This window comes from Verrucomicrobium spinosum DSM 4136 = JCM 18804, from assembly GCF_000172155.1.
GTDB lineage: Bacteria > Verrucomicrobiota > Verrucomicrobiia > Verrucomicrobiales > Verrucomicrobiaceae > Verrucomicrobium > Verrucomicrobium spinosum.
Map to the genome: position 1 here is coordinate 31,869 of NZ_ABIZ01000001.1, position 24,950 is coordinate 56,818.

Here is a 24,950-nt window from a genome sequence, read left to right on the forward strand (position 1 = left end):
GGACGTGGTGGGAAGAATTGCGTTGGGGAGGCTTACGATGTTGGAGGCACGCTCGACTGAATGGGAAGCTGGGGGAGCGCAGGCGGCCCTCCTGCTGCAAGGGCGGCTCGCCCGCGGCTCAGTGCGCATCTCCCCACGAGCTCACCCTATCGCTCCGATCACTGAGTCCCCGGCGAGCCGCCGGGAACGGCAGTCGAGCCGACTGCGCACCCAATACCTTGATGTTTACCATCTCCCCCCATCACTTCGCCCCGGCTTTCTTCTTCATCGTCTCCAGTTGTTTCTCCATCTCCTGCGCCTTGCGTTGCAGGTCCTGCATCTGGGTCCACACGTCTTTCAACTCCAGCGGCCGGGGTTGGTCGGCACTCAGAGTCACGATGGCTTTCTCTACAGCATCCCGCACCGGATCTTTGAAGGGCTTGCTCACCGCAGTCAGGGGCTTGAGCACTGCCAGTGACCTTGCATCTCGCAGGGTGCCCAATCCCTGGGCTGCGGCGACGCGAAGCTCTTCCCTGGGATGGCTGAGGTGGCTGGTCAAGAACACGCGCACGGGTTCGCGTTCCTCTGCTTTCAGGTCACGTGCCAGAAAAGCGAGCGCGTCCATGCCCGCCGCAAAGTCCCCGGTATCAAACTCCAGCGCATCCGCCTTGGAGCTCAGCTTGGCCAGGATCAGCGGCACGGCCGTGGCATCGCCTTGGGCACGGAACGCACCGATCACTGCGGCGGCCACCATGTTGTGATAAGAGGGTGTGGCCATCAACCGTATCAGTTCCGCAGTGATGGCTGGCTCCGCGGGCCGGGCACCCCAGGTGGTGATGATTTGACCCAGGATCTCGGGGTTCTTCTCGCGTTGCGCCTGTTGCAACAAGGCGGCGTGGGCGACCGGATGAGGATACGCTCCAAGGGCTTCCACGACGGCCTTGCGCGCCCGGGCCTCAGGCTGGTTCAAGCCTGCAACCAGGGCATCGCGGGCGGCCGGGGTCATGACCTGCTTCAGGGCCTTGGCCGCCTCACTGCGTACCCCGTAAAAGGCATCCTTGTTCAGCACTTCCGCGATCTGTCTCACACTGTCGTCATCCTTCTTCCTGCCCAGTGCCTGCACGGCATAGATGCGACCCAGCACATCCCCTTGCAGCTGCCGCTTCACCATGTCGGGCGGCGGAGTGAAGTCCCACTTCGCCAGCAGGGTCGTGTCCGGATCCAGGCGGACGAGTTCTGGTGCCGTGGGTACGGGGAAATAAAAGTCCTCCTCCGCCTTGGTGACGGTGACCTTGAAGTCCACCGGCTTTTCCGCTCCCTTGGGCCAGAATCGCACGGGCAGGTCAAACTGGAACAGCAGCACCTGCTCGCTCACCTTCTGGGTCTGGCGCACGGTCACTTTGGCCAGTTTGGCCGCGGCATCCCAGGAGTAGTCCGCCTTCAATTCGGGCACGCCGCCGTGGTAGAGCCACTGGTCGAAGAATCGGTCAAAGGACAGGCCGGACACTTCCTCCAGCACATCCTGGAGATCATCCGTACCCACCACCGTGTTGCGGTGCCGGTCCAGATACGTCTTCACTGCCTTGCGGAAAAGGTCCTCGCCCAGGCGGCTGCGGATCATGTGCAGCACCCAGGCACCCTTGGGATAGGAGCGGTAGTCAAACTGCTCCATGGGATCCTTGTAATCCCGCCAGACGATCGGGCGGGAATCCAGCCGGTCGAAGACCTTGTTGGCCTCCCGCAACAGTCCGAACTGGTACGCTTCCGGACCGTTGCGCTCGCCTTCATAGAGGACAGTGTAGTAGGTGGCAAATCCCTCATTGAGCCAGAGGTGTGACCAGTCGCGGCAGGTGACCAGATCCCCAAACCACTGGTGTGTCGCCTCGTGCGCATCCAGCCAGTGCAGGCTGGAGAGTGTTTCCGTGTCATCCTGGAAGAGGAGGCCCGCGGCCTGGAAGGTGCAGCTCGTGTTCTCCATGCCGCCGGCGATGAAGTCCAGACAATACACCTGGTGGTACTTGTCCCAGGGGAAGGGTGTACCCGTCTCGCGTTCGAGGAAGGGGATGATCTTCGCCGTGTCGCGGAAGGCATTGGCTGCCTGAGCCGTCTCGGACGGCGGCACGTGCAGCGCCAGGGGCACGGTGCCCGCCTTCCCCTCCAGGGTGTGGAAATAACCTGCGGCCAGGGCCACGAGGTAGTTCACATGCGGCTGGTTCTGCCGCCAGTGCCACAGCGTGAGACCGGCGGCGTCCTTCTGGTTATTGGAAACCAACACGCCGTTGGAAATGGCCTGCATGTCCGCGGGAATGTGGCAGACCACCTCGCTGGTGAAGCGCTCGTTGGGGTAGTCGTAACAAGGGAACCAGAAGCGGTGCAGCTCCGCCTCCCCCTGCGTCCACACCTGAGTGTCGCCGGGCTTGTAGCCGTTCTCGGGTGTGCGGAAATAAAGTCCCCGTTCCGGTTGCGCGCGGTAGCGGATCACCACGCCTGCCTCGGCATCAACGGGCACGGGGTTCTTGAAGACCAGCACCAGCTTTTCGTCCGTCACCGCATACTCGGCCAGCAGGGCGTTGCTCGTTTGCACGCCTTCAATCTCCAGGCCCACCGCATCCAGCTCGAGTTTGGTGAGCGGAGTGGCGATCGGCTTGAAAGTGAGCGAGGAGGTCCCTTTGACAGTGCGTTTGTCGAAGTCCGGGGTCACATCCAGTTTCAGATGCAGGATGTCCACCAGCCGGTCCCGGGCGTATTTGCGGCCTGGTTTTTCGTTGGTGATTTTGGGCAGGAGATGCTTGCCGCAGGCGCAGATGGAGTCCTGCCCGGCCATGACGGCCTGGCTCGCGAGGAGGGAAAATAGGAGGGCGGCGCGGAGCATGGGAACGTGGAGTAAGGCCCCTGTTTTGGCAGAAAGGCCTTTGGATGGAAACTTCAAAATTCAACGAGGCTTCACCGGTACGGCCTCCCAGTCTCCACCTTGAAGTTTGGCATTTGAATTTTGAAGTTTCCGCCGCCCCGGCGGCCATGCAACGATTTGCATGAATGTCCGGCCAGACGGAACAGACCACCTGGCATGGTGGCACCGCGGCTGCTGAATCTCTGCGGCGTGTGAGGACCCATTCAGGGCCTCCGAGGATAACGGAAAACCATCTACTCCCTGACGACTATGCCCGCGGTAAACAGAGACATGAACAAGGACGGCGACTTTCTCGTGGATTATGAAGAGAAGGTCTTCGAGGACGTGAAGGCCAATCCTGGCGAGAAGGCGCTGGTCACCTTTCACGGTGTCGCCTTCGAAGGGTCCATCGGTCTGGTGAACACCCTGGTGGCCACCCGGTTGCTGCGCAAAGGCTATGAAACCTCCATCCTCCTGTATGGCCCGGGGGTAACTCTCGGATTCCAGCGAGGTTTCCCCACCCTTGGCGATGAGGCTTTCCCCGGCCATCTCCTAGTGAACAAGCGTCTGGCCCAGTTCATGGCGGAGGGGGGCAAGATCTATGCCTGCCGCTTCTCCACGCAGGCACTGTACGGGCAGACGGAGAAGGCTTTCATTCCGGGCATCATTCCCATCAACCCCCTGGATGTGCTGGACATTGTTCTCCTCCACGGCAGGGCCAATGCGGTCCAGATCCACTCCTGGAACCTGTAACCAGCGCAGGACGCAGCACCCGCAGACAAACACAACCCCCAGGGGCGTATGGCAACGATGATTCGAGCGGCAGCGGTGCAGATCGCACCTGATCTGACCAGTGTGGAAGGCACGGTGGACCGTGTCTGCCGGGCGGTGGCCGAGGCTGCCGCCGGAGGGGTGGAACTGGCGGTCTTCCCAGAGACCTTCGTGCCCTACTACCCCTATTTCTCCTTTGTAGAGCCGCCGGTGAGCGCCGGTCGCGAGCACCTGCGGCTCTACGAAAACGCGGTGGAGGTCCCCGGCTGGATACCGGACATTCTTTCCCAACAGGCCCGGCGGCATGGCATGGTGCTGGTGGTGGGAGTGAATGAACGGGACCACGGGTCTCTCTACAACACGCAGCTGGTCTTTGATGCCGACGGCACTCTGGTGCTGAAGCGGCGCAAGATCACCCCCACCTATCATGAACGCATGATTTGGGGCCAGGGCGATGGATCGGGGCTCAAAGTGGTGGAGACCAAGGTAGGCCGCCTGGGCGCTCTGGCCTGCTGGGAACACTACAACCCCCTCGCCCGGTTCTCGCTCATGGCCCAGCACGAGCAGATCCACTGTGCCCAGTTCCCTGGGTCCATGGTGGGGCCCATCTTCCGGGATCAGATCGAGGTGACCATCCGGCATCACGCGCTGGAGTCCGGTTGCTTCGTGGTGAACTCCACCGGCTGGCTCACGGATGAGCAGATCACCAGTATCACTCCCGATGCCAAGATGCAGAAGGCGCTCCGCGGCGGGTGCTTCACCGCCATCGTCTCCCCTGAAGGTGCGCTCATGGGTGAACCGCTCACCGAGGGTGAAGGCATGGTGGTGGCGGATCTGGACTTCGCCCTCATCACCAAACGCAAGCGCATGATGGACAGCGTGGGCCACTACTCCCGGCCGGATCTGCTCTCCCTGGTGATGCACCAGCAGCCACTTCACCAATACACGTCGTGCCCCTCGCCATTGTCGGCGAGCCCTGAACCCCTGATCAACGGTACCTCCCGCAGCCATGACCTCAGCTCCCCTTCCCATGAATCCAACGGACTTCGAGACCGCCTTGCTCACCCGCAAGCAATGGCTGGTGTCTGAGTTGCAGTCACTCGGCCTGCGCATGGTGGATGAGGCGGCTTCCGCCTCCAGCCGGCGCGGCGGCGCTGGGCCCAGCGACCACAAGGCGCTCCAGGTCATGGGCACCACCGTCATGGTGCCCATCCACACCCACCCGGCCCGCCAGTCCCCTTTCACAGCTGACCCGCCGACCTTCGACGGACGCTCCATGCTCTACCGGGACGGACGCCCGGAGGCACCCATACGCTTCCCCCGCCAGCCCAGGTTCTATGATCTTACTACGGAAGACGGCATCCCGTACTGGAAGCTTGCCCAGCTCCACTCTCACAACGTCCTGGCCACCACCGTGCTGCAGACCTGCATCCGTTACGGCAATGCGGAGACCAAGTGCCAGTTCTGCGCCATCGGTGAGTCGCTCAAAGCGGGGCGCACGATTGCGCGGAAGACCCCGGAGCAGCTCGCCGAGGTGGCGGCCGCCGCCCAGAAGTTTGATGGGGTCGAGCAGGTGGTGCTCACCACCGGCACCCCGCCCACGGAGGATCGCGGAGCCGCCGTGTTGGTGGACGTGGCCCGTGCCATCAAGTCCCGCACCGGGCTCGCCATTCAGGCCCAGTGTGAACCCCCGGCGGATTTCAGCTGGTTCCACCGGCTGAAGGACGCGGGGGTTGACACCCTGGGGATGCATCTCGAGGCCTGGGATGAGACGGTGAGAGCCCGCATCATGCCGGGCAAGGCGCAGGTCCCGGTGAGTTATTACCTGGAAGCCTTTGCAGCGGCCGTGGCCGTCTTTGGCCGCGGCCAGGTCAGCACTTACCTGCTGGGCGGCCTGGGCGACACCGCAGAGGGCCTCCTGGACGGCTGCCGCCAGCTCATCGCCCTGGGCGTGTACCCCTTTGTCGTGCCCTTCGTCCCCATCGGCGGCACCCCGTTGCAACACCGTCAGCCCCCCGGAGCGGAGTTCATGCGCAGCATCCTCCAGCCCCTGGGCGAAATGCTCTCCGCCGCCGGCATGACCTCTGAAACCGTAAAGGCCGGCTGCGCCAAATGCGGGGCGTGCTCTTCGCTCTCCACCTTTGAAAATCAGGACAGCAACGGTCAGAACATGTGTCTGGGGTGATTTGAGCCCGATGATTTAACCACTGAAGCACAGAGCACGCTGAGATTGTACCTGGGTTTCAACCGCTGGGTTCTAGGAGCCTTTCATTGAGAATCTTGTTCTCCCCCTCTTCCCTCCACCCTTTTCCCTTATCCCTCTTTCTTCATGCCCTCCGTCAACTTCACCATCCAGCTTCCCGATGGAGTCACCCGGGAGTGCTACTCCCCTTCCACCGTTGTACGCACCTATTTTCAGAAGGGCGAGGAAATGACGGTCACGGAGTTTGTCTCCCGGAGCCGCGAGGCGCTGACGGAGGCGTCGGAGCGGGTGCGGGCCAAGTTCGGATTCTACTGCACCTCCGCGTCCGCCCAGATCAGCGACATCGAGCACTTCTCGAAGAACCAGCCTCCGGAGGGAACGGTTCGCATCCTCTCCATCTGACCCCTTTCCCCCGCCTCTGAAACCAGGAGCCCGAGCATCCCTACCTTCTGCCATGTCCGTCATGCCCACCCATCACTATCCCGTCATCATCATTGGCGGAGGCCAGGCCGGCCTCTCCATGAGCTACTGCCTCAAGGAACGGGGCATCGACCACCTCATCTTTGAAAAACACCGCTTCGCCGAGGCCTGGCGTTCCAAACGATGGGACAACTTCTGCCTGGTCACGCCCAACTGGCAATGCGCCCTGCCCGGGTTCAAGTACTCTGGGGACGATCCCAACGGCTTCATGAAAAAGGAGGAGATCGTCAAGTACATCGAGGATTATGTGAAGCTCTTCAATCCCCCGCTGCGCGAGGGCGTAACCGTGCAGCGGGTGCGCCGCCATGAGACTGGAATCTATGAAATAAGCACCAGCGAGGGTGAGTTCACCGCCGGGCAGGTGGTGATTGCCACGGGCGGCTACCACACCGCCACGGTCCCGCGGATGGCGGAGAAGTTTCCCGAGGACATCGTGCAGATGCACTCCTCCGACTACAAAAATCCCGCTGCCCTCCCGGAGGGGGCGGTGCTGGTGGTTGGCACCGGCCAGTCTGGCTGCCAGATCGCAGAGGATCTGCACCTCGAAGGAAGGAAAGTGCATCTCTGCGTGGGCGGCGCTCCCCGCACTGCCCGGCGCTATCGCGGGAAGGACGTCGTGGACTGGCTGCACGAGATGGGCTACTACAACCTGCCGGTGCACGAGCACCCGCTGAAGGAGCGTGTGCGGGCCAAGGCCAACCACTATGTCACGGGCCGTGATGGCGGTCGCGACATCGACCTGCGCAAGTTCGCGCTGGAAGGCATGCAGCTGCACGGCCGCCTGCTCGAGGTGCGCCAGGGCCTGCTCAAGTTCGGCACCGACTTGAAGCAGAACCTCGACAATGCTGACAACGTGGCGGACAGCATCAAGAACACGATCGACAAGTACATCGCCTCACGTGGCATCGATGTTCCGCAGGAGGAGCGCTACGTTCCGGTCTGGCAGCCGCCCGCAGAGTCGCCGGATCTCGACTTCGCCGCCTCGGGCATCCGTTCCATCATCTGGAGCATGGGTTTCCAGACAGACTACCGCTGGCTGGAGATCCCGGTGTTCGACGGCAAGGGCTACCCGAGCCACCAGCGGGGCGTGACCGACGTCCCTGGTGTTTATTTCCTAGGTCTGCCCTGGCAGCACACCTGGGGCTCCGGCCGGTTCTCTGGGGTGGCGGATGATGCCCGGTTCCTCGCGGATTGTGTCGAGGCCCGGCACAACACGACCAAGTCTCTGGCCGGTCGCAAGCTCAACGAACTGGCCCTCGGTTCGTGATGGTCCACCCGCTTGGCACAACCTATGCAGACTTCCCAACAGACCTTCCACCCCTTTTGAGCCATGCTCTTTGAGCCTTTTCCAGAGTATAAACCCCGGGATTTTGTGTTCAAGATCGCCTCGACTCCCCAGGAGCTACAGGGCTACTGGAATCTGAGACGGGATGTTTTCTGCGAAGAACAGGGTGTCTTTGTGGAGCATGATCGCGATGAGGTGGACGCCCACGCCATTCCCCTCATCTGCGCCACCCTGGTGGCTGGCATGGTGGATGAGGTGGTGGGCACGGTGCGGATCGATGAACGCGAGCCCCGCCTCTGGTACGGGAGTCGGTTGTGTGTGCACAAGGCCCATCGTCGCCTCACGGAGATGAGCCCGGGGGTGAGCGTGCGGAATCATCAGCCGGTGCACCGTGGTTTTGGAGCGCTCGGGGCGGGCCTCATCTACAAAGCGGTGTCCACGGCCAACGCCATTGGGTGTGACCGCTTTCTGGCGAACGTGCAGGAACAGAATGCGCGATTCTTTCAGCGCCTGCACTGGCTCAAGCTGGAGGAACGGGTGCTGCACGGGCGCGTGCATGCCCACATGGAGGCAGAACTGGGTCACTACCCTCCGGCAGAGCTGGTGGCCTGAGCTGCAGGTGCCGATTTGAGACTGGGCGAATGACACGCTGGGCTGCGGCCTCAGTTCCGTTTCCTTTTGAGCGTGTCGTCCTTCCTCCTGCCTTTACCATGACCCCCGACCAGCTTGAATCTCTGGCCCTGAGCCTGCGCGAGCATCCGAATGTGGCGGAGAAGCTCAAGATCGCCGCCGCCTATTCCCCTGCTCTGGGGGTGGCTCAAAAGATCGCGGTGGGTGATGACACGGCTGCGATTCCAGATGGCGACGGCTTCCTGCTCTTTGCGGCCGAGGGCATGATGGAAGGTTTCATCGAATTCGACCCCTGGTTCGCCGGGTACAGCGCAGTGATGGTGAACCTCAGCGACATTGCCGCCATGGGCGGCACTCCCACCGCGCTTGTGGATGTGGTCTGGACCGAGGAGTCCTCCCCCGTGACCTCGGAGCTTTGGGCCGGCATGCAGGCGGCGTCTGCTGCGTACGGGGTACCTATTGTCGGCGGTCACACCACGCGATTTGGCAAGGGGCGCACTCCCCTGCTGGCTGTAGCCGTGGTGGGCCGCGCGAAAAAGCTGATTACGAGCTTCGACGCCAGACCGGGAGACACCCTGTTGATGGCCGTGGACTTGCGCGGAGCTTATCGTGGAGAGGGCACTGTTTTCTGGAATGCCAGCGTGGGCTCGCCCCCGGAGCGGTTGCAGACGGATTTGAAGCTGTTGCCTCGCCTTGCGGAGGCCGGGCTGCTCACCGCAGGCAAGGATATCAGCAACGGAGGTGTCCTGGGTACGCTGGCCATGTTGCTGGCCACTTCGGCGGCCGGAGCGGTGTTGCAGTTGGACCAACTGCCCAAGCCGCAGGGGGTGGATGTTGAACTCAGCCGCTGGCTCTTGTCGTTTCCTAGCTATGGCTATTTGCTGACGGCCGCACCGGAGAACGTGGATGAGGTGTGCCAGGTGTTCGCGGGAAGCGGCATCGCCTGCGCCCCGGTGGGGAACATCACAAGCGGAAAACTCCTTGAACTGGCCTGGGGTGACCAGCGTGTGCCCTTCGCAGAGATGGAGCCATCACCTTCCATCGCGGCGGCTGCTCTGTGAGGAGTTGAGCCACTGAGGCTCTTTGGGCACGCCGCTGAAGCTCGTAGCTGCACTTGTGAAAGTGCGGAGGGTGGCGAGGCCCTGTGGGGTGAGCGGCGGATCCTGGGTGACGAGCGGCCTGACCAGGTTCTCACGAACCCAGCCACGACTGACTCTCTTTGGCCGTGCAGCCGCAGCTCGTAGCTGCACTCGTGAAAGTGCGGAGAGTGGCGCGGCCCTGTGGGGTGAGTAGCGGATCTTGGGTGGCGAGCGGCCTGATCAGGTTCTCACGAACCCAGCCACGAACTACGAACTGCCCCCAATTTTCTCCCCGTCCCACGGGTTTACTGTCCTACCGAATTACCGAATTACCGAATTACTGAATCACCGTTTTACCGAACTACCGTTTCGACGGGATCAATCCATCTTCTTCCCACTCCAACATCAGGCGCTTCAGCTTGCGGCGCACGCCCAGCTTGGCGGCGGCGGAGAGACGGTCGATGAAGAGAATGCCGTTGAGGTGGTCGATCTCGTGTTGCAGTGCACGGGCCAGGAGACCGTCCGCTTCGATGGTCCGGGTCTCTCCGTCGAGCGTCTGGTACTCCACTTTCACCCCGGCGGAGCGACGGACTTCGCTGCGCAGATCTGGAATGCTCAGGCAGCCTTCCTCCCCCATGGCTTTCTCTTTCCCGTGATCCAGCTTGGGATTCAGGAAGATCAGCGGCATGGCTTCAGCCAGCGGGGTGTCCTCGCCATTGAGGCGGACGTAGGTCACGGACTCGTCATCTGGCGGCACTTCTATCACGGCGAGCTGTAGGGCGATGCCGACCTGCGGGGCAGCCAGACCCACGCCGCGGGCGTTGTGCATGGTCTCAATCATGTCCTGCGACAGCTTCCGGATTTCCTCGGTGACTTCGGTGATGGGCTTGCACTTCACGCGAAGAACGGGGTCGCCGTAGATGACAATGGGCAGGATCATGAATGATGACGGGTATGAAGATTTAACTGGGGTCTGTTTACTTTGGAAACGCTTGCGGACCGCCGGAAGGGCGATCCGCAGGCAAGATCCGGTGAACTGGACTCCGCAAAAGCGGGGTGTCAGGCCTGGAATGGGAGCTGGATCACGGGGCCACCGTGGCGGCAGAGGCTGCGGGGGCAACCATGCCACGCTGGATGCGGGCCGGCACGTCGTTGATGGGAATGCCGGCGGATTTCAGAGAATCCCACACCCGGACGAGGAGTCCAAGCGGAGTTTCCTTGTCGGCCTGAAGTTCCAACTTGGCCTTGGGATCCCGCTCACGCAGGGCGGCAAGCGCTTCGGCGAGTTTGTCAGCGGTGACTTCAGTCCCATCGAGCAGGATTTTGCGTTCTGGTGTGATGGCCAGGGTGGTCCGCTTTTCCTTGGAGGGGGCGCTGGTGCCCAGTGTCTTGGAAGTAGGCAGGTTGATCTTCATCTGCGTCCGCTGCTCACGGAACGTCGTGGTCGCCACGATGAAGAGCAGCACGATCACAAGGATGTCCACCAGAGCCACGATGGGGATCTGGGGCGTGGTGCGTTTTTTGCGGCGGATGTTCATGCGGGGAGGGCGGCTTCAGCGCTTCTCGTCTCTTTCTCTAGCAAGGAGGGGCGGAGGGCTCAATAGCGGCCAGCCAGCGGGGAGCGACGCACTTCGAAGTGGCGGTGGAAGTCGTGAATGGCGCGGCGGAGGATGAGCTCCATGCGCACGGAGATGGCGTCCAGCTTGCGGCTGAAGTAGCCGTGGGCGATGACGGTCGGGATGGCCACCAAGAGGCCGGCGATGGTGCTGTGGAGCGCCTCGGCGATCCCCTTGGCCACCTGCTGGGTGTCGGCGTCGGGTACGACATTGCCTGTGCCGAAGGTGGAGAACACCGTCACGAGGCCCACCACCGCGCCAAGCAGGCCGAGCAGCGGGGAGACCGTCACGATGACTTCCAGGAGCGGTACGCCTGTTTCCAGCCTGTGCAGGATCACGTGGGCGGCGGTTTCGCACGCCTCATTGTTTTCCTCACGCGTTTCGTGTTTGCCGGAAATGGCGATGATGCCGAGCTGGGCGGCTACGCTGCCGTCTTCCTCCAGCATGTTCTGGAGCGGGGTGATGTCTCCAGTGGTGGCATAGCGTTCAATCTTGCGGATCTCCTCTTCAATATGTGCGGGGAACAGGATGCTGTCCCGCAGCTGGAGTGCCTTCATGATGATCACCGTCGCAGAAATGATCGAGCATAGCACGATCAGGATCATCACCTGTCCTCCTCCCACGAGGAAGTTCCAGATGTGCGTTAATCCATTACTAAGGACGGCAAGGCAGACAGGTTCGAACATGGGCAGGTGATTAGGGATGGATGACGATGTCGTAGTTGATCTCCAGGCGCTCTCTGTCCAGGATGGGAACCAGGTCCAGGGGGATAGGGGGAATTTCAGCCTTGAGGATGGCCTCAATGGTGAAATCTTCCATCAAGGGATTGGCATCTTTCATGGTGAATTTCAAGTCCTCCACCTTGCCATATTTGTTGACGTAGAACTTCAAGCTGAGACGTCCGGGCTCCACCGCATCGGCTTCCCGGCTGCGGTAAAAATGCCACTTCTTCTCCACGGCGCTTGTCACCTGGCGCATGTAGCGCCCCACCGGAGTGGCCGCTGCCGCCACGGAGTCTTCCGAGCCGATATTGCTGATGGTGCCCTTGGTCGCGCTAGTACGGGTCTGGGGGGTGAAGGCTCCCAGTTCAGACTTTGGTACGGGCGGAACCAGCGGGGACCGGTCGCTGGGGGAGGCACCTTCAGGAAGGGGGGGCTGGGGGATGCCGGGCTGGGCACCGTCCAATGGCGTCCGCATTTCCAGTGCGGTGGTGGGCGTCCGGGGGGCAGGTGGCGGGGTGTCCACCGCGTCTGCCTTGCGGAGCTGCGCCTCGAGCTCACGCACCATCTGCTCGGAGCGGGAATCCACCTTCATGGCGATGTCCGGCAGGGATAGCCGGGGCTCATCCAGGGAGGGAGAGGTCATGACCGGATCCAGACGGGCTGGCGGCGTGGCTGCTGGCTTCACTTCAGGAACGGCCTGCACTGGCACGGGAGGAGGGGGCACCGCTGCAACGGCCGGGGAGGGGGCCTTGGGGGTGGATGGCGGCACCAGCGTCACTGCCGGCAGGGTGGGAATCCCGCTCATGGAGGTGCCGGCGTCGTTCTTGATCTCGCCATCTTTGTATTCCCGGTTGGCCAGTTCCAAGGTCGGCTCATCCATGCCGCGGGTCGTGGGGCGGCCGGGCTCGCCATTTTTTTCTGGAAGCAGCTTGGAGGACGCCACCGTGTTCCGGTCGGACATGAAGGCGGCATTGGCGGGAGCCTCAGGGCTCTCTGTGTTTTGCGTGGTCCGGACGTACTGCTGCTTCGGCGGCGTCTTTTCCAGCTCAGGGGTGGGGGCCGGCTCCGGCTCCGGCTCTGGTTCCAGCTCCGCAGTCACCTCTGGAGGGACGTCGTCCGGGAAGATAAGCGTCTCCTCCTCAACGGGGGCCTGGGCCCTGTCAGCCAGCATGGCTTCACGGGCGGGTGCCATGCTCATCCATAGCGCCGCAAACAGAAATAGCAGGAGATGCATCGTCAGCGAACCGACAATGCCAATCCTGACGGCTTTGGTTTCCTGGTAGACCACAGCAGATTATTGACAGCGCTTCTGCAAGAATCAAACCACTTTACGCAACCGAGAGAACGTCCCGCTCGTACGTGCGTGGTGAAAAAGCCATTGCTGAGCATAGCCCCGATAGGGCCCAAAGTGCGTCTTGGCAAACTCTCGCAACTCCCGGGCGGACACATTTTCCGCCGTCCCGGCAAAGTACAACTCCCTCAGCGCGCGCTCGATCCATACATCGATGGGGAAGACGCCCAGACGCTCGTAGGCAAAGAGAAGGGTGCATTGGGCGATCTTGGGGCCCACTCCGGGCAGGGTGCAGAGCAGCTCGCAGGCTGCCTCGTCATCGACTGCCACAGGGGTTTCCAGGTCGAAGTTTCCCTCTGCAATGCGGCTGGCGGTCTGGTGCAGAAACTTTGCCCGGTAACCCAATCCGCAGGCACGGAGCGCTGCCTCCCCGGCCCGGGCCAGAGCCTCAGGGGTGGGATAGGTGTGCAAAACTTTCCCGTTCAGTGTCGCGACGGGCTGGCCAAAACGCTCCCTCAGCGTCAGGGAAATCTGGCGGATGTGGGCCACTTGTTTGAGCGAGGAGGTGATGAAGGTGGCCAGACATTCCCACCGCGGCTGGCGCAATATTCGCAGCCCGGGCGAGTACTGGAGCGCCCGTTTCAGGTGGGCGTCCCGCTTTGGCAGCGTGCGCTGCATCTTCATCAGATCATGATCGAGCGCAAGATACCGGCTGACCAGGTCCCCGTGCCCCGCAGAAACGTGCAGCATCCCCGGCTCCGGCTGGGAGACGGTCACGAGTTCTCCACCGATCAATCCCAAGAAGCCCCCATCCTGCTCATGCCAGTGGAACACCTGCCCGCTGTTCAGCGTGGCGGCGAGGTCGAAGCTGGCGACGGGGAGGCAGTTCCTGGCTGGAACTGAGCGGGGTGCGGGGGATGACCTGGGCAAAGGAAGAGGCTGTTCGGTGGTGAGATCTGTGACACCCCGTTCAGGGCGGAGTTCACAAGCAAACGTGAGAACGCCGGGAATTTTCCACTGCGCTCCCGATTGGGCGCAGGCCTCAAGGTTTCACCACCAGCTTCTTCAGCATGGCGCGGGTGCGGGGGATCGCGGTCTGGCCCAGGAAGGATTCCTGCTGGTTGAGCTGGTCCAGGGGGAGCATGGATTCACCGGTGTACACACCGCGCTCGTCATAGAAGCAGCAGTACACGTAACCGCGCTTCACGGCCTGGAGAGCAAGAAATTCGCGCCAGGGGAGAGTGCCCGACTGGGGCACGGGCTCGTTGAGGTCGGTCGCCTTCGCTTCCGCCCAGCGGGGACCCCGCTTGATCTCCAGCTCCACGTAGCCATCCAGTTGTCTCACGGAACTGATGGTGATGCTGACGTAGTCCGCGGTGGCGGAGGACTCCAGCTCCACACCCTGGGAGGGCTGCACCATCACCTTGGTACGATGAAAGAGCTCCTTCCAGTCCACCAGAAACAGGGAAACAAGCCCCAGAAGGGTCAGCAGCGCCAGCAGGCCGCATCCTTGCAGCAGGAGGTGACGCTTGGGCTTGGACGCTGCTGCGCCGGGCGGGGGTGGGGGGGCCTCGGTCCCGATCTTCCGTGACTGGACCGACACCTTGCCGTCTGGCTGGATGAAATAAAGCGTCTGGATCTCTGCTCCACCGCGGGACTCACGGGATCTCAGGGTGGAGTAGAGAGGGGCAGGGGAGCCGCCATAGAGCGCGGAGAACGCCTCCAGCGCGGTCGTCATCACGGACTGCAGATCTCCACCCACGAGGCGGGAGGTCTTTTTTTCTGCATTGCTGGCCAGCAGGGAGAATTGCGCGCCGTCCAGTTCCAGGCTGAAGTCCAGGCCAGACTTGGCCGCCTGCTGGACCCAGCTTTCCACTGCTTCGTCCCCAGGATTGGGGCCTTGAAGCAGACCGTCGAGAGTGTAAGTGCCGCTTGCCGCCATATCAGGAGACTTTGAAGAGCGGTTGCAACTCGGGGGTCTGCTGGGCGGCTGTCCAGTCGGCCATGCCTTCGCGCCACACCAGCGTGTCCTGATGAATCGCGCCGATGGAGGTTTCTTCCTTGAGCCTGGCGAGCGTCACTGGGCCTTGTTGGGAGGAACTTTGGTCGAGATAGAACCAGATCGGCCGGGTTTCCTCCAGCGCTGGGGGGCGGTGATGGGGAGGGCCTCCAAGATGGGGGCGTGGAGGGGAGGATGACAGGAGCGCGGGAGCAGTCGCCCGTGTATCCATCTTCAGGGCCGCATCATGGGCATCCAGGCGTGCTGCCGTGTGGGCGCGCAGGGCATCCACTTTCATCTGCTCCTGACGGAGCTGCTCCCGCAGGCGGCGGTTCATGTCCTCCTGGATCCGCGTGGCCTCCTGCTGCTCCCGCAAGTTGGGCAGGCAGAGGATGATGACCAGACCGATGCACCCCAGGAAGAATCCGCCAAAGAACCAGCCCACGCCGCTGCGGCCCTTGGAGTTCGCCACGGCAGCACTGACACCACCGAATACGCAGAGCATGATGAGCTGAAAGATTACTTCGCCGCCGTCGTCCATAAGGGGGTTATTTGATGGGATGGTTACGTTAGCAGGCCTTCATACCACAAGACTGCAAGGTTATGCAAGAAATGCAGGAGAATCCCTGGAAAAAGCAAGCCGCTCTTCCATCGCGTCCAGGCCAGCAGGGCACCGACCAAAAACAGATAGGGTGAGCTCAGGACAGAAAAGTGGATCGCACTGAAAAGGGCGGCTGAAAGGGCCACGGCTTTCCAAGGGCCGATCACCCGCATCAGCCAAGTCTGCACGAGGCCGCGGAAGCCGATCTCTTCGAAGATGGCCGGCATCACACAGATGAGGAACACCCGGGCGGCAACCATCGGCACCAGCCCGGTCACATCCTTGTACATGTCCTCGCGCAGCTCTTCGGAGGCCAGGTTCCAGAGCGCGCCATGCCACAGCAGGTTGACCAGCAGCAGGCCCGCCAGCCCTATCAGCCCCTTGACCATGATGGGGGAGAAGAGGCCCAGCCCGCCGAACTGAGGGCGGAGGACGTCGCGATGAAGCCAGCCAAATACCGTCGAGACTACGGCCACTGACAGCAGCCCAATGATCAGGCCTGGCACCCCTCCGTCATCGGCCGGGTGAATGAGAAATCCCAGAAGGGTCGCCCCCAGAAGAGCTCCCACATAGGCGGAAAACAGCCGCCACACTTCCGGTGCCAGTTTCCTCACACGAGTTTCATCATCCCACTGGGCCGGACGCACCTCGGGCAGCACGGCCTCCACATCGGTATGCGGCATGGCGCACGCGGTGCAGAAGTAAAAGCGGGGTTGGAGCGGCTGGCCGCAATACTGGCAGCACTGGGGGGATTGGCCATGACCATGGGGCACGAGCATGCGTCAAAATCTAACGTCATGCCTGGCACGGATCAATCTGCAATCCCATACCGCAAATTTCGTGCGGCCCAGGTCTGATTGGTCGGGGAATGACCCTGCGCTCACGCGGCCCCGACCGCCTCACGCGGCCCCGAAACGGGCTCGAACACGGCGCGAAGGACCCGAAGCGAGGTGCGAATGTCGGCCAGGACATGGGGATCGAGATGCTGTAGCCGGCTGGCGAGAAACTCCCGCGCCTGGAGCAGGATCGCCTCGTGGATCTGCTGGCCCTCGGTACTCAGATGCAGTTTGATCTTTCGTCGGTCACGACGGTCGGGAGCGCGTTGCACGTAGCCCGCATCCACCAGGCCGTCCATCATCTTGGAGGCGGTCGGGAGAGTGAGGCCGAGAAACTGCGCTACCTCGGTGAGGGTGCTGCCCTCGTGACGCCCCACGAAGGACAATGCCCTGAATTGGGGCATCGACAGTTCGGGGGTTCGGTCACGGCGGACTTCAGCTCGAACACCCCTCATGATGAGAGGGACGACTTCGAGGAGATCTGCCGCGCAGTCCTGGGGTGAGGAGTCCATGAGATTGCGAAGATGATAGTTGCCTACGACAACAGATCGGAGCTGACCACCCCGGCGGCTTTGGATAATTTTCAACTGGAGGGCGGGAAGTGGGCAAAACTTGGCAAACTTGGGAGGGCCACGTAGCATGTTCCGCATGTCGCAATCTTCTTTCTCACGCCGCCGTTTTCTGGAGGCTGGCACCTTCGCCACTGTGGCCGCCTCCCTCCAGCACCGCCTTGAAGCTGCCGACCAGGCCAGCGGCCTGAAGGGCCGGATCAACCACTCTGCTTGCAAATGGTGCTACCCCAAGGTGCCGTTGGATGAACTCTGCCGCGCTGGCAAAGAGATGGGCCTGACCTCCATCGATCTGGTGGATCCGGCAGATTTCGCCACGCTCAAGGCGCATGGTCTGACCAGTGCGATGATCAGCTTTCCTTTCACGAAGGGGCCCGGCGATGTGAAGGTCGGCAGCATTGAACATGCCTTTAACAACCCGGAGTATCATGATCTGCTCGTGCAGATCTATGAACCCCACATCAAGGCCAGCGCTGAGTTCGGGGCGAAACACGTGATCTGCTTCTCAGGGAACCGTCGTGGCATGGATGAGGAAACGGGTCTCAAAAATTGTGCAGAAGGCCTGAAGAAAGTGCTGCCCATCGCAGAGAAGCACGGCATCACCCTGGTGATGGAGCTGCTCAACAGCAAGGTGAACCACAAGGACTACATGTGCGACAAGAGTGCCTGGGGTGTGGAACTGTGCAAGCGCACCGGTTCTGACAACTTCAAGCTGCTCTATGACATCTACCACATGCAGATCATGGAGGGGGACGTCATCGCCACCATCAAGCGGGACAACCAGTACTTCGCCCACTATCACACCGGCGGCGTGCCCGGACGTCATGAGATCGATGAGACGCAGGAACTCTATTATCCCGCCATCATGAAGGCCATCGTGGACACCGGCTACAAAGGCCACGTGGCCCAGGAGTTCATTCCCGCGCGCCCGGATGCTCTGGGCTCACTGCGCCAGGCGGTGGGGATTTGCGACGTGTAGATGAGGGTTAGGGATTAACCACAGAGGAATATAAAAGTTCAAACTTCAAAATCCAAACTTCAATGGGTTCGAGGTAATGCCATCGTTGGCATTCCATCCTGTTAATCTTTCAAAATCTTGTTAATCCTGTCTACACTGGGCCCGTCCTGCCAGCTTCCCGCGATCAAGACCTCGCGAAGCTGGCCGGGCAGGCCGCGTTCGTTGACTTGCAGCTTCTGCACCAGCAGGTCCACGGCCGCTGCGCCCACCTGTTCCAGGTTGCCATCGATCCCCGCCATGTTGCGGCGGTCCTGCTCGGTACCATAGAGGGCGGCCACCCCCACGTCCTGGGGCACGCGCAGCCGCAGGCGGTCCAGCAGCTCCACCACCGGCACCTTGTAGGCGATGAGGGCGTCGGGCTGATGTTCTTCGAACCAGTTGCGAAAGGCCTGCATGTTCACCTGCTGCCCCTCCATGAGGAACGGCGGACAGCGCTCTGCCGTTGGTCGCTGCCACTGCTCATCCAGCGCCGCGGCAGACCACTGGCCGCCCACGATCTGGTTGTTGGCCACGGGCACCACCAGCCCGGGCCGGCGGTAGCCCAGGCTTCGGAGGTGACGGCAGGCGAGCTTGATGTTGTAGAACCCGTTCAGGTGCACCCGGTCCACCGGGAGATCGCGGAAGTAGGTGCTCAAGCCCACCACGCTCAGGCCGCTCACGTCCAGCGCTACGGGATGTTCCTCGTCCCGCGAAAAGCCGAGCACGGCCGCCCGGATGCCGCGGGCGCGCAGGACCCGGCCCAGCCGGTCGGGATCATGATGCAGGGCCTCCAGAGAGAACACCTCCACGCGATACCCGAGCTGGAGGGCCCGCTCTTCGATCCCTTTGAAATACCACCGGCACACATCCTTCTGCGGCCAGGCGTCGTGGGGATAGTTCGTCACCAGCGCAATGGTCTCCGCCGCCTGGCCCTCCCGGCCGGTGCGTCGCTGGCTCATGAGGCTCTGCACCAGTGGATTGGGCACATAGCCCATCCGCACCGCCACGGCCTTCACGGCCTCCCTCACCGTCGGAGAGATGCGGCTGTCATCCTTCAGCGCCCGGGAGACGGTGGCGACAGACACCCCGGCCGCCCGGGCGACATCCTCCATGCGAATCCGGGCGTCGAGCATCGTGGCAGCCTGATGGGAACGCTTTTCCCAAGTAGCAGGAGAGATGCCACGAGGTGGTGGGAGTGTGCGGGGGACAGTCTCGCATCCTGCATCCGGATCAGGTTGAGCTGAGTGAGAGTCCAGGTCTTGATAGGAGCACTTGTGCATCTTGGCGGAACCCTCACGCCAAAGGCGTGATACAAAATAGACGCCCGGGGTCAGACCGCGAAGCGGTCGCCACCCCGGGGTAGCTCGCGGTGGCGATGGAACTCCAAGGGAGTTCAACAAACCGTCCAGATCACCCGGAAATGACCGTCCTTCATGTGGTGGACACCTCAGGGATGCGGCAAGGCTCTGTAGAACTCACTTCGGAGTTCTGGTGCGCCTGCCCATGCACCCAGGGTGGCGGCTCGTGCCTCGCCTGACCCTGGGCTAATTTGTATGACGCCCTTGGCGTCGGTGCATCCAGTCGCGAAACGATGTCCTCGCTCGTGTCTCCCGCGTAGCTGGGCCAGGTACTTCCATGACGGTTTTCGGTGGTTTTGCCATCACTTCCCAGTGGGGATGCTTGATCTCAAAGGGGGAAGCGTAGATTGGGTGTGAAGCGTTCCCCCTTTCCCGCGGTCTTAGGTTTTGCGATTGTCCTTCTGATGCCTTTGCTGGCCTGTCAGGCGCTTCAAGCATCGGACCTCAGGGCTGGGATTGCCAGGATGGACATCACCGATGTCACTGCCGGCCCGGTCAATGATCCTCTCTATGCGAAGGCTCTGGTGTTGCAGAATGGCGGGACCACGGCCGTGTTGATCACGGTGGATGCGGTGGCCATCGGGGAGATCGGTCGCATCGGCAAGGGTTTCCTCGGCACCGTGAGGGCGCAATTGCAGAAGGAATTGGGCATTGCCCCCGAGGGGGTGCTGATCAACGCCAGCCACTGTCATGGGATCGTGCGGGCAGACACCGCCCAGTTGGTGGTGCAGGCGGTGAAAGAGGCTCACGCCAGCCTGGCTCCAGTGCTGGCAGGTGCCGGGTCTGGCCACGAGGATCGGGTCAGTGAGAACCGGCGTTTGAAGCTGAAGGACGGCACCACGACGGACATGCGCCGAGCGTATTCGATGCCGCGGGATGAGGACGTGGCCGGGGTCGGCCCCATTGATCCCCAGATCGGCCTGCTGCGTCTTGACCGCCTGGACGGGAGGCCGCTGGCGGTCCTCTACAACTTCGCCTGCCATCCCATCATGAACCCGCCCAGCAAGGGCAATTCCGCCGACTATCCGGCCTATGCGTCGAAGGTGATCGAGGACAGCCTGGGGGGCGGGGCGCTGGCTTTCTTTGTGCAGGGTTGCGGAGGCGATATCAACCCGGTGAGGTACAAGGAAATCAACCGCCCGCCGGATGCCGCCCCCCTGGGCACAATGCTGGGGGGCAGCGTGATTGAGGCGTTGCACAAGATCAAGCCCGTGGCGGACGGCAATCTCAAGGTGGGCAGCCAGACCCTGAGCCTGCCCCGTGGCGTGGACTTGGAGCAGCGCATCGCCCGGATCGAGGCGCTCCAGAACACGCTGCTCCGGTCGCTCCAGCCCACCAACATCAGCTTCAAGACCTTTGTGCCGCTGCTCATCGGGCAGAAGCTGTCGCCGGACTTTCCCTCCCATTATTCACAGAGTTATTTCCATGATCGTGCCCTGGGCCGGAGGGACCTGGAGCGTCTGGATGCGGACAACAAGGCCCAGGTGGAGGCGTATCTCGCCAACATCCAGGTCATGGAGCAGCTCACCCGGCTTTCCGCCAATCTGGCGCTGCTCAAAAAACACCTGGCCCAGAACCAGGCAGCGGGCTCACCGGCACTGGACGTCGAGATTGCGGGCCTGCGGGTGGGCGATTTCAAACTCGTCACCTTTCCCGGGGAGCTCACCGTGGAGGTGGGACTCAACATTAAAAAGGCCGCCGGAGATCCGAGGGCGTTTGTGGCAGGGTACACGAACGGCTACATCTATTATGCCGCTACTGCGGAGCAGCGGAACAATCCAGGGTTCGCCCAGGAGGATTGCGATGCCCTCGTGGCACCGGAGTGGCAGCAGAAGTTCGAGGAAAAAGCCGTGCAGGTGTTGAAGGGGTTGTGAGGGGGAATGCGCCCGTTCCGGCGTCCCTCCGGGACGCAACGTTGGGGAGACGTTGATCCGGTGGTTCCCGGCCTGATTACAGGCCTTCACCACCGGCTACATTCCGCCGTCCCTCCGGGACAAAGACGCCGGGCGTGGCCGGGCTCATTTTACTCCCAAAGGAGGGAATCTGGGTCCTGGAAGGACCATGGACATTAGCCGGTGGTGGCAACCACCGGTTGCAGTTCATGGAATTACCCTGCGTCCCGGAGGGACGCAGGACCGCCTGTTCCTACGCCGCTTTCTTCGCCCAGTAGCTCGCCAGCACGCCGTTGGCCAGCAACTGCAGCGGATGGTACAACATCACCGGCAGCAGAATCAGAGGCAAATCTTCCCGCTCGCCGAAGATCAAGATCGCCAGCGGCACGCCCATGGCCAGGGTCTTCTTCACGGAGCAGAAGTAGGCGGCGATCAGGTCTGGGCGAGCGAGGCGGAGAGCTTTGCAGCTCATCCATGTCAATATCGAGACAAGGGTGAACAGGGCTGTCGTCTCCAGACACGCGCCTACCGTCAGACCCCAGCCGTGGCGTTCCCAGACGCGATCCACCACCGAGTCGCAGAAGGCCGCATAGACGATGAACAGGATGACAAAGTTGCTGATGCGCGCCACCCCCACCTTCTGTTCATCCACCCAGAGTTTCAAAAACGGGCGGAGCGCCATGCCCAGGCCGAAGGGCAGCAGTGTCAGCAGCATGATCTTCATCAGCAGAGGCAGGAAGGGCGCAGACTGGCCGGTCTTCTGCATCAGCAAATGGACCAGCAGCGGGGTCACCATCACACCCAGAATGTTGGAGAATGCCGCATTAAACAGGGCTCCTGGAGTGTTGCCACCCGCCACGGCAGTGAGCACGACCGAGGAGGAGATGGTGGAGGGCAGCACGCAGAGATAGAGGAAACCATCCCGGATCGCCTGCGGACAGTCTGGCCAGTACCAGGGGCTGGCCCAGTTCATCACCACGCCCACCACCGGAAACACCACGAAGGTGAAGCCCTGAATGACCAGATGGAGCCGCCAGTTGGCGGCTCCGCTGCGGATCTGCTCCAGTGCCAGGGACAGGCCCTGTAGAAAGAGGATCAGAGCAATCCCAAAGTTGGTCACCAGCCCGGCATGCAGCACGCCGCCCCGGGCTCCCGGGGCTGGAAGAACAAACCCCAGCAGGACGGCCACTCCCAGCCCCAGCAGAAAGCCGTGTGTACGCCACCAGGCGATGGTGGGCTTCGGCGGCGGCGGGAAGGGAGTGGCGTCGTGGGACATGGGTGGGCGGGGACGCGCAATTTGAAGGTCCGTCCCTTGGGATTCAACCCTTCGCTTTCACCAGGTATCCCCCTGATTTCTCATGCGCCTCCAGCGTAAGCACTCCGCGCTTTTGTCCGTCCTCCAGCAGGGCATTGAATGATTTGAAGCCAAACGCACGCTCGTTGAAGCCCGGATCGCGGCGCTTCAGGGCCTGTTTGATCATCGATCCCCAGACCGGATCATCCGCATCCCGGTCCTCAGTCAGCGCCTCCAGCGTCTCAGCCACCCGGCGGATGGCGTCAGCAGGATCCAGCTTCTTGACCACGGGGGCCTTTTCCTTGGTGGTATCCTTGGCGTCCTTGTCCTTGGTGCTGCGGGAGGCGCGGCTCTGCTCCTTCCGCACCAGGTCATCATAGTAGATGAACTCGTCGCAGTTGGTGATGAAGAGATTCGAGGTGGAGTTCTTCACCCCCATGCCGATGACGGTTTTGGCATTCTCCCGCAGTTTGCTCACCAGGGGGGAGAAGTCAGAGTCCCCGCTGATGATCACAAAGGTGTCCACATGACCCTTGGTGTAGCAGAGGTCGAGCGCATCCACCACCATGCGGATGTCGGCCGAGTTCTTGCCGGACTGGCGCACGTGTGGGATCTCAATGAGCTCATAGGCAGCCTCATGCAGGGGTCGTTTGAAGTCCTTGTACCGCTCCCAGTCGCAGTAGGCTTTTTTGGTCACGATGTGGCCCTTGAGCAGCAGACGCTCCATGATTTTCTGGATGTCCACCTTGGGATAACGCGCCTCCTGGGCGCCGAGGACGATGTTCTCGAGATCGAGGTAAACCGCCATCGTGGCGTTGTTGTTTGGAGGGATCATGAGGATGTGTTTGGTGAGCCTAACACAGGATCTGACCGGATGCAGGGGGAATCGGACTGGGGGGAGGTCCTTGCGAGAAGTCCGCAGCCGGGTGCGTAGGGTCCGCATGACCGATTCTTCCTCTTCCATGCTTTCAGCCGGAGACGTGAACCGCCGCTCGCTGCTGCGCGGCGCTCTGGGCACTGTCGCGGCTGCGGTCACCGGGGTGGTCAGTGCTGCGGAATCCACTGCACCCGCCCCTGCCGCAGGACGGGTGCAGGAAACCGCCCGGACCGTTCCTCTGGTGGATGACGTGGATGTGATCGTCTGTGGGGGTGGGCCTGCCGGGGTCACCGCGGCCCTCACCGCGGCCCGGGCTGGTGCGCGGGTGCGGCTGCTGGAGGTGCATGGCTGCCTGGGCGGGGTCTGGACCGCGGGGCTGCTCAGTTATGTGCTGGATGCGGACAAGCCGGGGTTCAACCGTGAACTCGTGACCCGCCTGGCCGAGCGCGGCTCCCATCTGCCCAACAATGCCTCAAGTTATTTCTATGATCCGGAGGAGATGAAACTCCTGCTGGAGGAGCTGTGTCTCACCGCCGGCGTGAAGGTGCAGCTCTTCACCCGGGTGGTGGCCGCGCAGAAGGACGGGGACAACCGTGTCACCACTGTGATCACGGAGTCCAAGGCTGGCCGCCAGGCGTGGCGGGCCCGGGTCTTCATCGACACCACCGGCGACGGGGATCTCGGGGCTTTGGCAGGTTGCTCCTGGGAGGTGGGGGAGAGCAAGCAGTGCCCCTGCCAGCCGCTGACGATGATGGCCATGGTCATGGCGGTGGATCCCCAGGCCATGCGACCCTTTGCCTCCCACTTCGGCGGGCAGGCTTCCTGGAGAAAGGAGCCGGTGGCAAACTTCCGTGAGGCCCTTGCCCAGGCTGGATTGAAGGCCACCTATGGCACACCTTCGCTCTTCCAGGTAAGGGACCGGCTCTTCAATCTGATGATCAATCACGAGTACGGCATCCTGGCGTATGATGCTGCCGCTGTCACGGAAGCCACCTTCCGGGCGCGGGCGGAGATTCACCGGGTGGTGCGCGGCTTGCGCAAGCTGGGTGGTCCATGGGATGGATTGCAGCTCGTCGCAACCGCCGAGCAGATTGGGGTGCGCGACGGTCGGCGCATCACCGGGCGCTATGTCCTGACCAAGGAAGACCTCATCGAAGGACGGAAACAGGAGGACGGCGTCATGCGGGCGTCCTTCAATGTGGACATCCACGCGGTGAGCAAGGAAGCCAATGAAAAAGCCGCCTATCACAATGCCGGGGTCAAGACCAAGCCGTATGACATTCCTCTGCGGGCCCTGATTGCCAAGGACGTGGACGGCCTCATGATGGCCGGCCGCTGCATCAGCGGGGATTTCATCGCCCACGCCAGCTATCGGGTCACGGGCAACTCCGTGGCCATGGGCGAGGCCGCAGGCGTGGTGGCAGCTCTCGCCGCCCGGACGAAGGTTCTCCCCCACCATGTGGACTGGAAGGAGGCCTCGCCGGTGCTGGAGAAAATCCGCGCTGGTCAGGCGGCTTAGCCCTCACGATCGCGGCTGGACACAGGCGTCGCGCCAGAGTTCAACGGCAACGGTCTCGTTGG

At 62.2% G+C, this 24,950-nt stretch carries 23 protein-coding genes; 10 read left to right on the plus strand and 13 right to left on the minus strand.

Annotated features, from left to right (window positions below; genetic code table 11):
• Positions 1-241 precede the first annotated feature (241 nt).
• Entirely contained in the window at positions 242-2,851 is a 2,610-nt protein-coding gene (locus VSP_RS00135) for a M1 family aminopeptidase (RefSeq protein WP_009957915.1), read from the minus strand.
• 288 nt (positions 2,852-3,139) lie between these two features.
• Here VSP_RS00135 and VSP_RS00145 point away from each other — a divergent pair, with 288 nt between their 5' ends.
• From VSP_RS00145 to VSP_RS00175, 7 genes are all read left to right on the plus strand, one after another.
• Positions 3,140-3,622 carry an MSMEG_0572/Sll0783 family nitrogen starvation response protein gene (locus tag VSP_RS00145; RefSeq protein WP_029190050.1) on the plus strand — a complete coding sequence of 161 codons (483 nt, stop codon included), beginning with the start codon at positions 3,140-3,142 and terminating at the stop codon, positions 3,620-3,622.
• Between the two features lie 48 nt (positions 3,623-3,670).
• Positions 3,671-4,729, plus strand: coding sequence for a Nit6803 family nitrilase (locus VSP_RS33145; RefSeq protein ID WP_081452325.1), 1,059 nt, complete (start codon positions 3,671-3,673; stop codon positions 4,727-4,729).
• Positions 4,671-5,825, plus strand: a complete 1,155-nt coding sequence (locus VSP_RS00155; protein ID WP_009957918.1) for an MSMEG_0568 family radical SAM protein — start codon at positions 4,671-4,673, stop codon at positions 5,823-5,825. Before VSP_RS33145 ends, VSP_RS00155 begins: the two co-directional genes overlap by 59 nt.
• Positions 5,826-5,969: 144 nt before the next feature.
• A complete protein-coding gene (locus VSP_RS00160) occupies positions 5,970-6,245 on the plus strand; it encodes an MSMEG_0570 family nitrogen starvation response protein (protein WP_009957919.1) in 276 nt (91 codons plus the stop codon).
• A gap of 52 nt (positions 6,246-6,297) precedes the next feature.
• The gene (locus VSP_RS00165; protein ID WP_009957920.1) at positions 6,298-7,590 is read left to right on the plus strand and encodes an MSMEG_0569 family flavin-dependent oxidoreductase; all 1,293 of its coding nucleotides are present in this window, start codon (positions 6,298-6,300) and stop codon (positions 7,588-7,590) included.
• Between the two features lie 63 nt (positions 7,591-7,653).
• Entirely contained in the window at positions 7,654-8,220 is a 567-nt protein-coding gene (locus VSP_RS00170) for an MSMEG_0567/Sll0786 family nitrogen starvation N-acetyltransferase (RefSeq protein ID WP_009957921.1), read from the plus strand.
• 98 nt (positions 8,221-8,318) lie between these two features.
• Positions 8,319-9,299: a sll0787 family AIR synthase-like protein gene (locus tag VSP_RS00175; protein WP_009957922.1), complete on the plus strand. Its 981-nt coding sequence runs from the start codon at positions 8,319-8,321 to the stop codon at positions 9,297-9,299.
• Between the two features lie 379 nt (positions 9,300-9,678).
• On the opposite strand, the gene def is transcribed toward VSP_RS00175, so the two are convergent.
• The 9 genes from def to VSP_RS00220 all read right to left on the minus strand — a co-directional run bounded on the left by def (position 9,679) and on the right by VSP_RS00220 (position 16,894).
• Positions 9,679-10,257, minus strand: coding sequence for a peptide deformylase (def, locus tag VSP_RS00180; protein ID WP_009957923.1), 579 nt, complete (start codon positions 10,255-10,257; stop codon positions 9,679-9,681).
• Between the two features lie 142 nt (positions 10,258-10,399).
• Positions 10,400-10,855, minus strand: a complete 456-nt coding sequence (locus VSP_RS00185) for an ExbD/TolR family protein (protein ID WP_009957924.1) — start codon at positions 10,853-10,855, stop codon at positions 10,400-10,402.
• 59 nt (positions 10,856-10,914) lie between these two features.
• A complete protein-coding gene (locus VSP_RS00190; protein WP_081452326.1) occupies positions 10,915-11,619 on the minus strand; it encodes a MotA/TolQ/ExbB proton channel family protein in 705 nt (234 codons plus the stop codon).
• A gap of 10 nt (positions 11,620-11,629) precedes the next feature.
• Entirely contained in the window at positions 11,630-12,889 is a 1,260-nt protein-coding gene (locus VSP_RS00195; RefSeq protein ID WP_198141282.1) for a hypothetical protein, read from the minus strand.
• A gap of 84 nt (positions 12,890-12,973) precedes the next feature.
• Positions 12,974-13,876, minus strand: a complete 903-nt coding sequence (locus VSP_RS00200) for a DNA-3-methyladenine glycosylase family protein (RefSeq protein WP_009957927.1) — start codon at positions 13,874-13,876, stop codon at positions 12,974-12,976.
• Between the two features lie 112 nt (positions 13,877-13,988).
• The gene (locus VSP_RS00205; RefSeq protein WP_009957929.1) at positions 13,989-14,888 is read right to left on the minus strand and encodes a hypothetical protein; all 900 of its coding nucleotides are present in this window, start codon (positions 14,886-14,888) and stop codon (positions 13,989-13,991) included.
• A gap of 1 nt (position 14,889) precedes the next feature.
• On the minus strand, positions 14,890-15,486 hold the full coding sequence (locus VSP_RS38680) for a DUF4339 domain-containing protein (protein ID WP_009957930.1): 597 nt from the start codon (positions 15,484-15,486) through the stop codon (positions 14,890-14,892).
• 23 nt (positions 15,487-15,509) lie between these two features.
• Positions 15,510-16,229 (minus strand): CPBP family intramembrane glutamic endopeptidase, encoded by a 720-nt coding sequence (locus VSP_RS00215; RefSeq protein WP_009957931.1) that lies wholly within the window; start codon positions 16,227-16,229, stop codon positions 15,510-15,512.
• A 197-nt stretch (positions 16,230-16,426) separates the two neighbouring features.
• Entirely contained in the window at positions 16,427-16,894 is a 468-nt protein-coding gene (locus tag VSP_RS00220; RefSeq protein ID WP_029190052.1) for a MarR family winged helix-turn-helix transcriptional regulator, read from the minus strand.
• Positions 16,895-17,030: 136 nt separating this feature from the next.
• Between VSP_RS00220 and VSP_RS00225 the strand changes: the two genes are divergently transcribed.
• Positions 17,031-17,930: a hydroxypyruvate isomerase family protein gene (locus tag VSP_RS00225; protein WP_009957934.1), complete on the plus strand. Its 900-nt coding sequence runs from the start codon at positions 17,031-17,033 to the stop codon at positions 17,928-17,930.
• A 101-nt stretch (positions 17,931-18,031) separates the two neighbouring features.
• On the opposite strand, the gene VSP_RS00230 is transcribed toward VSP_RS00225, so the two are convergent.
• Entirely contained in the window at positions 18,032-19,081 is a 1,050-nt protein-coding gene (locus VSP_RS00230) for a LacI family DNA-binding transcriptional regulator (protein WP_009957935.1), read from the minus strand.
• 689 nt (positions 19,082-19,770) lie between these two features.
• Between VSP_RS00230 and VSP_RS00235 the strand changes: the two genes are divergently transcribed.
• Positions 19,771-21,180 carry a hypothetical protein gene (locus VSP_RS00235; protein ID WP_009957936.1) on the plus strand — a complete coding sequence of 470 codons (1,410 nt, stop codon included), beginning with the start codon at positions 19,771-19,773 and terminating at the stop codon, positions 21,178-21,180.
• 271 nt (positions 21,181-21,451) lie between these two features.
• Here VSP_RS00235 and VSP_RS00240 read toward each other — a convergent pair whose 3' ends face one another.
• Both VSP_RS00240 and VSP_RS00245 read right to left on the minus strand, forming a co-directional pair.
• Entirely contained in the window at positions 21,452-22,474 is a 1,023-nt protein-coding gene (locus VSP_RS00240) for a bile acid:sodium symporter family protein (RefSeq protein ID WP_009957937.1), read from the minus strand.
• A gap of 43 nt (positions 22,475-22,517) precedes the next feature.
• On the minus strand, positions 22,518-23,327 hold the full coding sequence (locus VSP_RS00245; protein ID WP_029190055.1) for an NYN domain-containing protein: 810 nt from the start codon (positions 23,325-23,327) through the stop codon (positions 22,518-22,520).
• 127 nt (positions 23,328-23,454) lie between these two features.
• Between VSP_RS00245 and VSP_RS00250 the strand changes: the two genes are divergently transcribed.
• Positions 23,455-24,888, plus strand: a complete 1,434-nt coding sequence (locus tag VSP_RS00250) for an FAD-dependent oxidoreductase (protein ID WP_009957939.1) — start codon at positions 23,455-23,457, stop codon at positions 24,886-24,888.
• Positions 24,889-24,950 lie beyond the last annotated feature (62 nt).

What these genes read in the sequence shown, in the direction of transcription:
- VSP_RS00155 (WP_009957918.1), top strand. Translation starts at nt 4,671, where the DNA reads ATGAATCCAACGGACTTCGAGACCGCCTTGCTCACCCGCAAGCAATGG.
- VSP_RS00195 (WP_198141282.1), bottom strand. Translation starts at nt 12,889, where the DNA reads ATGCATCTCCTGCTATTTCTGTTTGCGGCGCTATGGATGAGCATGGCA.
- VSP_RS00190 (WP_081452326.1), bottom strand. Translation starts at nt 11,619, where the DNA reads ATGTTCGAACCTGTCTGCCTTGCCGTCCTTAGTAATGGATTAACGCAC.
- VSP_RS00240 (WP_009957937.1), bottom strand. Translation starts at nt 22,474, where the DNA reads ATGTCCCACGACGCCACTCCCTTCCCGCCGCCGCCGAAGCCCACCATC.
- VSP_RS00225 (WP_009957934.1), top strand. Translation starts at nt 17,031, where the DNA reads ATGTCGCAATCTTCTTTCTCACGCCGCCGTTTTCTGGAGGCTGGCACC.
- VSP_RS00165 (WP_009957920.1), top strand. Translation starts at nt 6,298, where the DNA reads ATGTCCGTCATGCCCACCCATCACTATCCCGTCATCATCATTGGCGGA.
- VSP_RS00145 (WP_029190050.1), top strand. Translation starts at nt 3,140, where the DNA reads ATGCCCGCGGTAAACAGAGACATGAACAAGGACGGCGACTTTCTCGTG.
- VSP_RS00230 (WP_009957935.1), bottom strand. Translation starts at nt 19,081, where the DNA reads ATGCTCGACGCCCGGATTCGCATGGAGGATGTCGCCCGGGCGGCCGGG.
- VSP_RS00245 (WP_029190055.1), bottom strand. Translation starts at nt 23,327, where the DNA reads ATGATCCCTCCAAACAACAACGCCACGATGGCGGTTTACCTCGATCTC.
- VSP_RS00250 (WP_009957939.1), top strand. Translation starts at nt 23,455, where the DNA reads ATGCTTTCAGCCGGAGACGTGAACCGCCGCTCGCTGCTGCGCGGCGCT.
- VSP_RS33145 (WP_081452325.1), top strand. Translation starts at nt 3,671, where the DNA reads ATGGCAACGATGATTCGAGCGGCAGCGGTGCAGATCGCACCTGATCTG.
- VSP_RS00235 (WP_009957936.1), top strand. Translation starts at nt 19,771, where the DNA reads ATGGACATCACCGATGTCACTGCCGGCCCGGTCAATGATCCTCTCTAT.
- VSP_RS00205 (WP_009957929.1), bottom strand. Translation starts at nt 14,888, where the DNA reads ATGGCGGCAAGCGGCACTTACACTCTCGACGGTCTGCTTCAAGGCCCC.
- VSP_RS00185 (WP_009957924.1), bottom strand. Translation starts at nt 10,855, where the DNA reads ATGAACATCCGCCGCAAAAAACGCACCACGCCCCAGATCCCCATCGTG.
- VSP_RS00160 (WP_009957919.1), top strand. Translation starts at nt 5,970, where the DNA reads ATGCCCTCCGTCAACTTCACCATCCAGCTTCCCGATGGAGTCACCCGG.
- VSP_RS00175 (WP_009957922.1), top strand. Translation starts at nt 8,319, where the DNA reads ATGACCCCCGACCAGCTTGAATCTCTGGCCCTGAGCCTGCGCGAGCAT.
- VSP_RS38680 (WP_009957930.1), bottom strand. Translation starts at nt 15,486, where the DNA reads ATGGACGACGGCGGCGAAGTAATCTTTCAGCTCATCATGCTCTGCGTA.
- VSP_RS00135 (WP_009957915.1), bottom strand. Translation starts at nt 2,851, where the DNA reads ATGCTCCGCGCCGCCCTCCTATTTTCCCTCCTCGCGAGCCAGGCCGTC.
- VSP_RS00170 (WP_009957921.1), top strand. Translation starts at nt 7,654, where the DNA reads ATGCTCTTTGAGCCTTTTCCAGAGTATAAACCCCGGGATTTTGTGTTC.
- VSP_RS00215 (WP_009957931.1), bottom strand. Translation starts at nt 16,229, where the DNA reads ATGCCGCATACCGATGTGGAGGCCGTGCTGCCCGAGGTGCGTCCGGCC.
- VSP_RS00220 (WP_029190052.1), bottom strand. Translation starts at nt 16,894, where the DNA reads ATGGACTCCTCACCCCAGGACTGCGCGGCAGATCTCCTCGAAGTCGTC.
- def (WP_009957923.1), bottom strand. Translation starts at nt 10,257, where the DNA reads ATGATCCTGCCCATTGTCATCTACGGCGACCCCGTTCTTCGCGTGAAG.